A 13,918-nucleotide genomic window follows, 5' to 3' on the forward strand; every position below is an offset into this window, starting at 1 on the left:
AAAAACGTTATTTTGTGACTAAGATAGCATTTTGTTCCACAACGAAAGAAAAAGATCATTCCTCTTTTTTCTTTCGACGGGATTTATTACTTGAGGATCCACTTTTTTCTTCTGAGTTCATTTCTTTTTCCGCTTTTATCGATTCATAACTCGTAATTTCTTCTCCAGTTTGTTGATTGACAATTTTCATCGATAGTCGAACTTTACCACGTTCATCAAAGCCCATTAATTTGACCCAAACTTTGTCACCTTCTCTAACGACATCTGTTGTTTTCGCAACACGTTCCTCAGCGAGTTGGGAGATATGAACGAGCCCATCTCGTGAACCAAAAAAATTCACAAAAGCACCAAATTCTGCCGTTTTTACGACTGTTCCTTGGTAGATAGAACCTACTTCCGGTTCATCAACAATTGAGTGAATCCAACGCTTTGCTGCTTCGATAGTTTTAACATCAGCAGAGGCGATCTTAATTGTTCCATTATCCTCAATATTAATTTTAGCCCCAGTGCGTTCTACAATTTCTCTGATTACCTTTCCTCCAGATCCAATAACATCACGGATTTTATCGACAGAAATATTCATAATCTCAATGCGTGGAGAAAATTCACTAAGTTCATCTCGTGCACAGGTTAAAGCTTTAGCCATTTCGTTAAGAATATGGATTCGACCCCCTTTGGCTTGTTCAAGTGCAATTTTCATAATCTCTTCAGTAATACCATCAATTTTGATATCCATTTGTAAAGCAGTGATACCATTTTCTGTACCTGCTACTTTAAAATCCATATCACCAAGGTGATCTTCATCTCCTAAAATATCGGACAAAATTGCAAAGCGTTCACCTTCCTTAATTAGTCCCATGGCAATACCTGCAACAGGGCGTGTTAAAGGGACACCGGCGTCCATCAGTGCAAGCGAAGTTCCACAAACAGTTGCCATTGAAGAGGATCCATTTGACTCAGTAATTTCAGATACAACACGAACAGTATATGGAAAAGATTCTTTTCCTGGTAATATAGGATGGATTGCACGCCATGCCAATTTTCCATGTCCAATTTCACGGCGTCCAGGAGAACCAATACGTCCTGTTTCACCTACAGAAAATGGTGGAAAATTGTAATGTAGCAAGAATGTTTCCTTATACATACCCGTTAAAGAATCAATATATTGTTCATCTTCACCAGTTCCAAGTGTTGCAACGACAATGGCTTGTGTTTCTCCACGAGTAAAGAGTGCTGATCCGTGTGTTCTAGGCAAAACACCAACTTCTGATTGAATTGAACGTACTGTTGAAAGATCCCGTCCATCAATACGTTTTCCTGTATCGAGAATATTCCAACGAACAATCTTTGCTTGCAATTGTTTAAAAACGGTTGTGATTTGCTCTACAGTAAACTTACAGTCCTCTCTAGCTTCTGTAATAAATCTATTGATAATTTCTGTTTTTATGGCGTCAATTGCAGCGTAACGTTCTTGTTTATCAGTGATTGTATAAGCTTTTCTTATATCTTGTTCGGCTGTTTCCAGCACAGATTTTTCAAGATTTGATAAATCCTCAGGAATAAAATCACGAGGATCTTTCGCAGCAACTTCAGCAAGCTTGATAATGGCATCGAGAACAGGCTGAAAGCCTTTGTAACCAAACATGACGGCGCCTAGCATGACATCTTCTGGCAATTCTTGAGCTTCTGACTCAACCATAAGTACAGCACTTTCTGTTCCTGCAACGACAAGATCAAGCTTTGATTTAGGCATTTCGTCGATATTAGGATTGAGAACGTACTGTCCGTTAAAGTAGCCAACACGAGCACCTGCAATAGGCCCCATGAAGGGGACACCTGACAAAGTTAATGCGGCAGAGGATGCAATCATTGCGAGGATATCAGGATTATTTTCTAGATCGTGCTGTAAAACAGAAACAATAACTTGTGTATCATTTTTATAACCATTGACGAAGAGAGGACGAATTGGACGATCAATTAAACGTGAGACTAAAGTTTCGCTTTCGGTTGGTCTGCTTTCACGCTTGAAGTAGCCGCCAGGTATTCTACCAACAGAATAGGATTTTTCTTGATAATTAACGGTGAGTGGGAAAAAGTCTTGATCTGGTTTTGGGTTTTTTTCTGATACAACAGTTGCTAAAACAACAGTTTCACCATAGGTGGCAACTACTGCACCATCAGCTTGACGTGCTATTTTCCCTGTTTCTAGGGTAAGAGGCCGACCGGCCCATTCAATTTCTACCTTATGCGTTTTGAACATTTTTTATCCTTAATGGTCGGTTTTCACATTTTAAATGCCTAGTGCTCATATTCCAGTTTTATGCAGTATATTGAAACCATTATCAGAATGATAAAGCATCCCCATATTTTCTCGAAAAGAGAGAAGCAAACTGCAATATTCAACGCTATACAACCAACAATTTTGTCCCACAACAATCACTCATCAAGCTCTAATTAAAAACAGAAAGCTGAAATCAAAAGAAGCAAGCTAGATCAATATCAATAATGGGATCTTTACAAATACCACCTAGTTATCATTTTTTTAGCGACGCAAACCCAACTTTCCAATAAGTGTCTGATAGCGAGTTTGGTCAATTCCTTTAAGATAATCAAGGAGACGACGACGTTGTGATACCATCTTTAAAAGGCCACGGCGGGAATGATTATCTTTTTTGTGAGATTTAAAATGGTTAGTCAAATTAGCAATGCGTTCAGAAAGTACAGCAACCTGCACTTCTGGTGATCCTGTATCACCGACTTTATTTGCATATTCTGCAATAAGAGCTTGTTTACGTTCAGCTGTAATCGACATCATACTATCCTTTCAAAAAACGAACAAAAAAAGACACCCAGAGCCGAGATGTCGTTCAGCAAGGGTCTATGATAAAACAAGAAGAGCCGAAGACTCTCACCTGTTCTGGTATTTATATAGGAAAGAAGGTTAAAATGCTAGTCCTTGAAAGCATATTGAAGGTATTCTTTCTTTATAGATGGTTTTATTGTTACATATTGATTTTAACGCTGTTTTATGAGAGGCTTCCAGAGAATTGTGCATTATTTTGATATAAAGTCTGATTTTCATAGCATATTAGTGGGAGTGAAAGCGACAAGATGCCGGATTATAGGCAAAAGATACAGAATATTTCAGCATTAAAACTTTTTCGTAATTCAATATTTCGCAATTTATGGGTGGCTACTCTCGTTTCTAATTTAGGGGGGCTCGTTCAAGTAGTTGGAGCGGGTTGGTTGATGGCGTTGATTGGCTCTTCGCATTCCATGGTTGGGCTTGTTCAAAGTGCGATGACATTACCACTTGTTGTGTTATCTTTGATGGCAGGGGCATTAGCTGATAATTTTAATCGGCGCAAAATTATGCTGTATGCGCAGATTACAATGATGATTGTGTCAGTTATTTTGTCTGTTTTATCTTATATAAAATTTTTAACACCTTGGTATTTGTTGTGTTTTACATTCTTGATTGGGTGCGGGAACGCTTTTTACAATCCTTCTTGGCAAGCAACAATAGGTGATATTTTGAGCAGAAAAGATATCCCTGTTGCTGTTAGTTTGAACAGTGTTGGCTTGAATTTAATGCGTAGTATAGGTCCTGCTATTGGTGGTGTTATTATTGCCACTTTGGGTATAAGCGCAGCTTTTTTATTCAATGCTATAAGTTATATTCCTTTAATGTGCGTTTTATTTTTGTGGAAACCAATCTATAAAAGCAATCCATTGCCACGAGAAAGACTTTTAGGAGCTGTTTCAGATGGCTTACGCTATGTTGCGATGTCACCTAATCTTCTTAGCATTATGGTTAGGTCCTTTCTTTTCGGTATTGGGGCGATTTCCATCTTGGCATTGTTGCCAATTGTTGCACATAAAATTCTTGGGGGAAATGCAATTCTTTATGGGACATTGCTTGGTTGTTTTGGCCTTGGAGCAATTGTAGCTGGTTTTATTAATTCATTCGTTCGGCGTTATTTTAGTTCAGAGATGATTATTGCAAGTGCATTTATTGGTTTTGCCTTTTCTTCCTTTCTTTTAGCAATGAGTCGATCATTGATTATCAGCCATCTTGCTTTATTTCCCGCAGGATTATGTTGGGTTTTGGCATTGTCATTATTCAATACGTCTGTACAGCTTTCTACACCACGTTGGGTTGTTGCACGTGCTTTGGCACTATATCAAACAACATCTTATGGTGGCATGACTATTGGAAGCATAATTTGGGGAGTATTTGCTGATGGTTATTCCCCAGCTGTTGCCTTGAGTATTTGTGCTTTATTCTTAATTTTTGGAGCTTTTGCAGGGATAAAGTTTAAAATTCAAGAAATACCTAAGATAGATCTTGACCCTCTTGATCATTTCAGAGAGCCGGAGCTTTTGCTTGATCTAAAGGCACAAAGTGGTCCGATTATGATTATGATTGATTATCAAATTCATGAGAATGATCTTGAAGAATTTCTTAAAGTGATGACACGTCGTCGTCGTATTCGTTTACGTGATGGTGCTCGTCAATGGGTTCTTTTACGTGATCTTGAAAGACCTGAATATTGGACAGAAGCTTATCATATGCCAACATGGGTAGATTATTTGCGTCATAACCATCGTAGCACAAAAATAGATGCTGAGGTAAATGAACAGCTGCGCCAATTGAATTGTGCACCTAATGGTATAAGAGTGCACCGAATGATTGAACGTCAGACAATTCCACAGATCAATGATATGCACTTAAAATCTTCCGGTAATCACTTGCCTTAAGCGTGCTTAAAGAAATTATTCTATGCGACGGTGTATTAAATTGTAAAGACACGTTTTGGTTTAAATTGACTATTATCAAGAACACCTATAGCAAGAAGTTTGTTTTCGTAGATTACAAAAACTTCATTTTCATCAATGAGTGTACTGTGATTACCTAGAAGCACTGGATTACCTCTCATTATTCTCTGCGCTTGATTTTCGTTAAGAGTATAGCTAGAAAGACGATTAAGCGCAGTGCTTGTTTCAATCAAAGATTTATCGAGCATTGTAAAATCTTTTTTGGAAAAAGAAGCATATACATTGGCTGTATTAAGATCAGGTGCTGCTGCTTTCAACTGATCCCATGTGATTAAATCTTTTTCACAAAAAGGTGCTACTGTAATGCGTCTTAAGTTAGAAATATATCCATAACAACCAAGATCACGTCCTATATCGCGCGCTAAAGAGCGCACATAGGTTCCTTTTCCACACGTTATTTCAAAAATAGAGTATTCTTTTGTGATGGTTTTAATTAATTTGAAAGTTTCTATCTTTACTTGGCGTGGCAAAATTTTAGCAACTTCCCCTTTTCGAGCTATATCATAGGCACGATTACCACCAATTTTAATCGCTGAAAATTGTGGAGGTGTTTGTGTAATCATTCCTGTATATTTAGGAATAAGGGAAAGTATCTCTTTTTTTGTTGGTCGTTTAGAAGATTTTTTAGTTATTTCACCTTCTAGATCATCTGTTGTACGTTCTTCCCCCCAAACAATGTGAAAACGATAAGTTTTTGTGCCTCTCATAACGTAGGGAACCGTTTTCGTTGCTTCACCTAATGCAATTGGAAGCATACCAGAAGCGAGAGGATCAAGTGTGCCTGCATGTCCTGCTTTTTGTGCATTAAAAAGACGCTTGATTTGTGAAACAGCTTCGGTTGATCTCATCCCTGTCGGTTTATCAAATATCACCCATCCAGAAACTGAACGGCTTTTAGGGGAGAGAGGCCAAGTCATGTTTTTAGTCCTTAGAATCATCATTATTGTAAAGATCGCGTTCTACTTCAGGGGAACGTAGCAGGGCATCAATTTTTGAAAAATTGTCAAAACTGCTATCAAATCTAAAACGCAATTCAGGAATGTATTTCATTTGCCGTAGTGAACAACTTATTTCTCTACGAATAAAACGATTATGCCTGTTTAAAATATCGACAACATTTGAATGAGAATGGTTATTAAGAATGCTGAGAGGAGAAACAAAGCACGTAGCAATCTTCAGATCTGGAGACATACGGACTTCAGAGACAGAAATTACAATATCTTTCAAAACATTATCGCATAAAACACCGCGTTGTAGTACATAAGCAATGGCATGGCGAACTTGCTCTCCTACCCTTAATTGTCGCTGTGATGGACCTACATTTTTTACCAAAAATTTATCCTTGCTACAAATATATGCTCTTTTGCATCATTAAAGTATACAAAAAATAGAAATACTTTACAGAAAGCAAAGCCGTTATACCATTTTTTTATAATGTGCGATTAATATGCTCAATGCGGAAGGTTTCAATGATGTCTCCCACACGCATGTCTTCATAACTTTCGAATGCTATTCCGCATTCTTGACCATTTTGCACTTCATTTACTTCATCCTTGAAGCGTTTAAGTGTTTTCAGTTTTCCTTCGTGGATGACAATATTATCACGAATGAGGCGAACACCAGCTCCTCGCTCTATTTTTCCTTCTGTGACCCGACAGCCAGCTACTTTCCCAATTTTTGTAATGTTAAATACTTCCATAATTTCTGCGTTACCAAGGAAAGTTTCACGTTGCTCTGGTGAAAGCAATCCCGACATAGCAGCTTTCATATCATCAACAAGATCATAAATGATGTTGTAGTAACGGATTTCAATTCCTTGTATTTTAGCTGAAGCACGAGCTTGTTTATTGGCGCGAACATTAAATCCAATTACGGCAGAATTAGAAGCCTCAGCAAGAGAAATATCGCTCTCAGTAATACCTCCAGCACCAGAATGCACGACGCGTGCACGCACCTCTTCATTTCCTATCTTGTCTAAAGCTGAGGTAATTGCTTCAATTGATCCTTGCACATCTCCTTTTATTATAAGGGGAAATTCCTTGATGCCCGTAGTTTGCAATTTAGTCATCATTTGTTCAAGAGAACCACGAGAACCAGTTTGCCGTGCTACGGCTTTGTCTCTTGCTAATCGTTGACGATATTCGGCAATTTCTCGTGCTTTTGCTTCATGAGTAACGACAGCAAAGCGATCACCGGCTTGTGGAGTTCCTTGCATGCCCAAAATTTCAATAGGAGTGGAGGGAATTGCTTCTTTGATATGACGACCGTGGTCATCAATCAAGGCACGCACTCGACCCCACTCATTACCAGCGACAATTATGTCAGAAGGATGTAATGTGCCTTTTTGAACAAGAACTGTTGCAACGGATCCACGACCTCGATCTAGCTTGGCTTCAATAACAACACCTTCTGCAGTTCGTTTGGGATCAGCTTTTAAGTCAAGAATTTCAGCCTGAAGGAGTATAGCTTCAAGAAGTTTATCAAGATTTTGACCAGTTTTCGCAGAAACTTCAACTTCTAACGTTTCTCCTCCCATAGTTTCAACAAATACTTCATGTTGCAGAAGTTCTGTTCGTACCTTTTGGGCATTAGCGTCCGGCTTATCAATTTTATTAATAGCAACGATTATCGGGACACCAGCAGCTTTGGCGTGATTAATTGATTCAATTGTTTGCGGCATAACACTGTCATCAGCGGCTACAACAAGGACGGCAATGTCTGTAACACGGGCTCCACGAGCACGCATAGCCGTAAAAGCAGCATGCCCAGGTGTATCGATAAAAGTAATCTTTTGCCCATTTTGTTGCACTTGATAAGCACCAATATGCTGTGTAATACCACCTGCTTCACTAGATACAACATTTGCTTTTCGAATTGCATCGAGAAGAGAAGTTTTACCGTGATCAACGTGACCCATAATTGTTACAACCGGAGGACGTTGTTGCATTTTTTCAGGATTATCTGTTACATTGAAGATTCCTTCTTCTACATCAGATTCTAAAACACGTTTAACGGTATGTCCGAATTCAACGGCGATAAGTTCTGCAACATCTGCATCAATGATATCGCCAGGTTTCATCATTTGTCCTTGTTTCATCAAGAATTTAATCACATCAACGGAGCGTTCAGTCATACGCTGTGCGAGTTCTTGAATGGTAATGGTTTCAGGGAGAATAACCTCGCGAGAAATTTTTTCCCTTTGTTCTTGATTTTGTGCGCGTTTAAACTTTTCTTGTCTTCTACGCATTGCAGCCATTGATCGCCCACGGACATGACCTTCCTCATCTAGTGCGCTATTGAGAGTAAGTTTTCCACGACGCCGTTCATCTGCACCTTTGACGACTTTTGGGCTACGGATTTCCGATTTGGTAGAATTAGCTCGCCGGCCATGTTTATCGCCATCCTTGTCTTTATCTTTGCTGTCATCTGTTTTGCGTTTTTCAATCACAGCTGTGTTTTTGGGTGTTGTAGGAATATCTACCGGCTCTGTTAAAGGAGGATTAGAGGGAAGAGATTGGGTTTGTATCGTTGGGATTTCATTTTCCTGGTCTGCTTTTGTATCTTGAGTTGCTTTTTGCAAGTTTTCTTCATGATCTTCTGCTTGTTTACGCATTATCTTTTCTTGGATATGCGCCTCTTCTAATGCACGAAATCTTGCTTCCATCTCTGCTGATGATAGATTACTTGCAGCCATAGGTTTGCTTGGAATGTCTTCCTTAAATTTGGGTTTAGAGCGTTGAGTAGCTACGTGCGGCTTAGTAATTGGCTGTGATGCTTCAATTTTCTCATCATGTCGTGTAATTTTACGCCGTTTAGTTTCGACAACTACAGCCTTTGTACGGCCATGGCTAAAGTTCTGTTTGACCGTGCCGGTTTCTGAGATTGACCGTTTTAAGGTCAGCGTTCTCTTGACTGTTGTTTTATCATTGTTATCTTCACTCATTGTACTTCCTTCACGGCTTGTGCCGTCATCCTACCAGACTGGTTGTATTGTTCGTCACGATAGATGATCAGTTTGTGTACCGTTTTGAGAAATCCTTCTGCAGCCTTCGTGTTCAACAAGGCTGTATGCATAACAGGATTAGCTCCAAAAGCCACACTCATTTCATCACTCGTAAATAAAGATATTGTTTTTATATCTTGCTTTGTTTTTTGTTGTACTGCGCGTATGGCTTGTAAAATTTTTCGTTTTCCATCTTCTGTAGCTCCTTTTGCATGAAGAACAAGGATGACTTGACCAGAACGGATAGCTGCATCAACTTTTGTTGCTCCTGTAACAACGGCACCTGCTTTTCGTGCCATAGAAAGACTTTTAAGAGCAGCTTTCAGTAATAGTGTATCCACGATGTGTGCAAGATTTGATGCAACTTCAATATCTGTTTTGAAATTTTTGTTAAAAGCTTTCTGTTTTACTGCTTTTTCAACGGCAGAGTGGTGAGCAGAAATCCAAACGCCTCGCCCTGGCAAATTGGATTTAAGATCAGGGACAATTTGATTATTAGGACCAATAACAAAACGGATCAGCATTTTTGCTGAAGCATTTCTTTTCGTCACTATGCAGGTCCGTTCATTCATTTAGAAAATATCCTCACTCAAACCATCTATTTTTTCATTTTCAGAATTTTTTGTAGCAAGATCGGTTTGATCTATCCAGCCCACTTGTACACGTGCAGCTAAAATCATTGCCTCTGCATCAGCACGTGTAACATCAAATGAAGTCAGAATACCAGAGAAGCTCTGCACTTGGCCATTTTTACGTTCTTTCCAACCAGCCAAATCGTCAACTGCATATCCCGCAAAATCTTCCATTGTTTTTACACCATCTTCACCAACGGCAACTAACATAGCGCTGGTCATTCCAGGAAGTGTACGCAGTTCATCGGACACACCAAGCTTTTTCCGTGTTTCATCGAGTTCTTTTTCTTTTTGTTCTAGATATTCACGTGCACGATTTTGTATTTCCACAGCGGTTTCATGATCAAAACCGTCAATAGAAGAGATTTCTTCAAGATTAATATAGGCTATTTCTTCAATAGAGGAGAAACCTTCTGACGCCATAACTTGTCCAATCATTTCATCAACGTCTAAGGATTCCATGAACAACTTACTGCGTTCAGTAAATTCTTTTTGACGATTTTCAGATTCTTCCTGTTCTGTTAAAATATCAATATTCCATCCTGTTAATTGTGATGCTAAACGAACATTTTGTCCACGACGACCAATGGCAAGGCTAAGTTGATCATCAGGGACAACAACTTCGATGCGTTCTGCATCTTCATCGAGTACAACTTTTGAAACTTCGGCAGGTTGCAGAGCATTGACAATGAATGTTGCAGCGTCAGGTGACCAAGGAATGATATCAATTTTTTCACCTTGTAATTCCGCAACAACAGCTTGAACACGGCTTCCACGCATTCCAACACATGCTCCAACAGGATCAATTGAACCATCGCGTGAGACAACAGCAATTTTAGCACGTGAACCTGGATCACGTGCAACAGATTTAATTTCTATAATACCATCATAAATTTCTGGTACTTCCATGGTAAAAAGTTTCACCATAAATTGAGGATGTGTGCGCGAAAGAAAAATTTGCGTGCCCCGTTGTTCACGATGGACATCACTGACAAAGGCACGAATACGATCTCCATATCGAAAAGATTCGCGTGGAATTAATTCGTCACGCTGTACGACGGCTTCACCTCTCCCAAGGTCAACAATAACGTTACCATATTCCACGCGTTTCACAGTACCGGAAATAATTTCACCGATTTTATTTTTAAACTCTTCATACTGTTGATCACGTTCTGCATCCCGTACCTTTTGTACAATAACTTGTTTAGCGGATTGTGCTGCAATGCGTCCAAAGTCCATAGGAGGTAAGAGATCATAAAAAAAATCTCCAATTTTTGCATCTATTTGATGTTTTAGTGCGTCAGATAAAGCGATCTCATTCGTATAATCTTCAACGACATCAACAATTTTGAGAAGACGTTGTAATTTTATTTCACCCGTTTTAGAATTAATTTCAGCACGAATATTAGTTTCTTGACCATAGCGAGAACGCGCTGCTTTCTGAATAGCATCAGCCATTGCAGAAATAACAATTTCACGATCAATAGACTTTTCACGTGCAACGGCATCTGCAATTTGCAGAATTTCAAGCTTATTAGCGCTTGTAGCCATTGTTTTCTCCTTCTTTGTGCCACTCTATGGGCATTGATCACAGTGGTATTAATTTTTGTAATTTGGTATCTTTTTATATATTAGGGCCATTTTCTGAAATTAATCCTTTATTTTTTTTTAATGCATCATGAATGAGTTCATCGGTGAGAACCAAATGTGCGCCAATGATGTCATCAAAAAGAATAGAGGCATGTCTCTCTTCTCCATATGCTGCTTTATCAATGTTTAATGTAAAGCCATAATGTGTAACATTTTCGAGTATCCCACGAAATTTTTTACGTCCATTAATTACTGCTTTTGTTTCAATTTTTACAACATGTCCTTGCCAACGAAAAAAATCAGACTTTCTTACCAATGGACGATCAATTCCAGGAGATGAGATCTCTAGGTGATATTTGCTTTCAATAACATTTTGTATATCAAGAAAGGGTGAAATAGTACGACTAACAGTTTCGCAATCTTCTACGGTCATGGAATTGTCGGTACGTTCAGCCATAATTTGAAGCGTTAGACCATTTAGACCAAAAAGTTTTACGCGAACCAATCGAAACCCCAAGGGCTTGAGCAATGGTGCGATGAGAGCAGCAACATGCGCTTCTATACCATTTTCTTCAAATAGACGTGGTTCATCAATATCGTCAATTCTTTTAGTTTTTTTCATACACTGTAATCCAAATTGATTTTTCAGCTTTACGATATTAAATCAGCTTTACGACACTAAAAAAGAGCGGATCAAAACGACCCACTCCTCATCATAAGACCAAGAATTTCTTCATTGATACTCTCAAATTCAAATTTTTTCAAGTCGTTTAATAATAAAAGGGTCTTACTGTTTATTTCTTTATGAATGTAAGATAAGCGGGTGTCCGTCCTTCACGTAGAGCTTTTGCTTCATAACGAGTGCTTATCCATGATGGATAAGGCATTTTCCAATCTTTAGGACTCTCAGCTTTCCATTTAAAGTGATTGTGATGCGTACAGTGATATATGGTCCAGTTTACATAATTTTCTATATCGCTTGCAAAACGGAATTCTTTTCCAACTTTAAGAACGCGAGCAAAGCGATTAAGATTTTTCATATTTATAAAACGTCGTTTCCAATGCTTTTTTTTAGGCCATGGATCAGGATAAAAAAGATCTATTCCATCAAGGGATGCATTTGGGAGCCAATCAAGAAGATATGCAGCATCGTTATCATAAAGGCGAAGTTGATTTTGATATTGTTTGTTGTTTTCAATAGATGCCAATACTTTTGCCATTCCATTAATGAAGGGCTCTACGCCAATAAAACCAGTTTTTGGGAAATGTGCCATTTCATGCAATAAATGCTCGCCGCTACCAAAGCCAATTTCAAGTCGTACCTCTCTCACTTCGCTGGAAAACAAAGACATTAAGTCTAGGGGTGCGGGATTGTCTACGTCAATATTAAAAGTCGGAAGAAGCGTTTTTACACGTGTACGCTGATTATTCCGCAATTTTTTTCCTTGTCGGCGACCAAAAAAGGATTTATGTGCGCGTTTATTGTGAACGATCATGATGTTTTAATCATTGTTTTAAGAATCTTGATGAGATCAGTTTTTTCCCATGAAAATGAACCGTCATGCTTTGGTTTACGACCAAAGTGACCATAAGCAGCTGTTTTTGCGTAAATAGGTTTGTTGAGGTCAAGATGTCTTCGAATACCTGTTGGTGACAGATCCATTATTTTACGGATTACAACTTCTAGAATACGTTCATCAACTTTTCCTGTTCCATGAAGATTAAGGTAAATGGATAAGGGTTGTGCGATGCCAATAGCATAAGACAGTTGTATGGTGCATCGTTCTGCTAAATCGGCTGCAACAATATTTTTAGCCAGATAGCGTGCAGCATAAGCTGCTGAACGGTCAACTTTTGTTGTATCTTTTCCTGAAAAAGCTCCACCACCATGGGGAGCTGCACCTCCGTATGTATCAACGATGATCTTGCGTCCCGTCAGTCCTGCATCGCTTCTAGGACCACCGATGACAAATTTTCCTGTTGGGTTAATATACCAACTGCATTGGTCAGAAATAGGAATATCGCGTAAAGCTTGCCGAATATAAGGTTCAACAACGGTGCGCACTTTATTTGAATCCCAGCTTTCATCAAAGTGTTGTGTTGAAAGAACAATGGATGTTACTTCTATAGGTTTTCCATTTTTATACCGTATTGTTATTTGGCTTTTGGCGTCTGGTCCTAATTTTCCAGTTTCTCCTTCCTTTTTATGACGTGCTAAGGAAAGAAGTTTTAAAATTTTATGTGCATAATAAATTGGTGCAGGCATAAGATCTGGTGTTTCACGACAAGCATATCCAAACATTATGCCTTGATCACCTGCTCCTTCTTCACCACACCGATCTGAAGCATTGTCAACTCCTCGTGCAATATCATCTGATTGGGGGCGCAAAAGAACATCAATTTTAATAGTTTTCCAATGAAATCCTACTTGTTCATAACCAATTGCACGAATAGCACGACGTGCTGCTGCACGAAAACGGGAAGGATTAATTAGCGGAAAGCCATTCTCATCGTAAATAAACTCTTTATTTTTATCTCTTTTTAAGAGTGTGTCAGGAACACGCACCTCACCGGCGATGACAACTCGATTCACACTGACTAAAGTTTCGCAAGCAACTCGCACTAACCATGGATCAGTACCAGTTTTTCTAGCTTCTTTGTAAACCATATCAACAATCTCGTCAGAAATACGATCACAAATCTTGTCAGGGTGTCCTTCCGATACCGATTCACTGGTAAAAAAATAATCCTGATGCGGCATAGAAGCTCCTTAAAAAAGAAAACCAATACTTTTAATTAATCGTTGATTCAAGATACCCTTATTTGCCACTCTCGCGGCAATTCATCAATCGAT

At 38.9% G+C, this 13,918-nt stretch carries 10 protein-coding genes and 1 pseudogene; 1 reads left to right on the plus strand and 10 read right to left on the minus strand.

Going from position 1 to position 13,918, the window contains the following annotated elements:
- Positions 1–55: 55 nt before the first annotated feature.
- Together pnp and rpsO are read right to left on the minus strand one after the other, a co-directional pair.
- Positions 56–2,260, minus strand: coding sequence for a polyribonucleotide nucleotidyltransferase (pnp, locus tag V4P54_RS00110; protein WP_455477149.1), 2,205 nt, complete (start codon positions 2,258–2,260; stop codon positions 56–58).
- A 282-nt stretch (positions 2,261–2,542) separates the two neighbouring features.
- Complete coding sequence (gene rpsO, locus V4P54_RS00115) at positions 2,543–2,812, minus strand: 30S ribosomal protein S15 (protein WP_455477709.1); 270 nt, start codon at positions 2,810–2,812, stop codon at positions 2,543–2,545.
- 320 nt (positions 2,813–3,132) lie between these two features.
- Between rpsO and V4P54_RS00120 the strand changes: the two genes are divergently transcribed.
- Positions 3,133–4,761 carry an MFS transporter gene (locus V4P54_RS00120; protein WP_455477710.1) on the plus strand — a complete coding sequence of 543 codons (1,629 nt, stop codon included), beginning with the start codon at positions 3,133–3,135 and terminating at the stop codon, positions 4,759–4,761.
- A 35-nt stretch (positions 4,762–4,796) separates the two neighbouring features.
- Here V4P54_RS00120 and truB read toward each other — a convergent pair whose 3' ends face one another.
- The 8 genes and pseudogenes from truB to metK all read right to left on the minus strand — a co-directional run bounded on the left by truB (position 4,797) and on the right by metK (position 13,825).
- Positions 4,797–5,756: a tRNA pseudouridine(55) synthase TruB gene (gene truB, locus V4P54_RS00125; protein WP_455477150.1), complete on the minus strand. Its 960-nt coding sequence runs from the start codon at positions 5,754–5,756 to the stop codon at positions 4,797–4,799.
- Positions 5,757–5,760: 4 nt separating this feature from the next.
- On the minus strand, positions 5,761–6,171 hold the full coding sequence (gene rbfA / locus V4P54_RS00130; RefSeq protein WP_455477151.1) for a 30S ribosome-binding factor RbfA: 411 nt from the start codon (positions 6,169–6,171) through the stop codon (positions 5,761–5,763).
- Positions 6,172–6,268: 97 nt separating this feature from the next.
- Positions 6,269–8,782: a translation initiation factor IF-2 gene (gene infB, locus V4P54_RS00135; RefSeq protein WP_455477152.1), complete on the minus strand. Its 2,514-nt coding sequence runs from the start codon at positions 8,780–8,782 to the stop codon at positions 6,269–6,271.
- Complete coding sequence (locus V4P54_RS00140) at positions 8,779–9,414, minus strand: RNA-binding protein (protein ID WP_455477153.1); 636 nt, start codon at positions 9,412–9,414, stop codon at positions 8,779–8,781. Before V4P54_RS00140 ends, infB begins: the two co-directional genes overlap by 4 nt.
- Positions 9,415–11,025, minus strand: coding sequence for a transcription termination factor NusA (gene nusA / locus V4P54_RS00145; RefSeq protein ID WP_455477154.1), 1,611 nt, complete (start codon positions 11,023–11,025; stop codon positions 9,415–9,417). It lies immediately after the preceding gene.
- A 48-nt stretch (positions 11,026–11,073) separates the two neighbouring features.
- Positions 11,074–11,686 (minus strand): annotated as a pseudogene (gene rimP / locus V4P54_RS00150) (ribosome maturation factor RimP).
- 172 nt (positions 11,687–11,858) lie between these two features.
- Entirely contained in the window at positions 11,859–12,560 is a 702-nt protein-coding gene (trmB, locus tag V4P54_RS00155; RefSeq protein WP_455477155.1) for a tRNA (guanine(46)-N(7))-methyltransferase TrmB, read from the minus strand.
- A complete protein-coding gene (metK, locus tag V4P54_RS00160) occupies positions 12,557–13,825 on the minus strand; it encodes a methionine adenosyltransferase (protein WP_455477156.1) in 1,269 nt (422 codons plus the stop codon). Before metK ends, trmB begins: the two co-directional genes overlap by 4 nt.
- Positions 13,826–13,918: the final 93 nt, after the last annotated feature.

The sequence above is a fragment of the Bartonella sp. B41 genome, assembly GCF_053795765.1.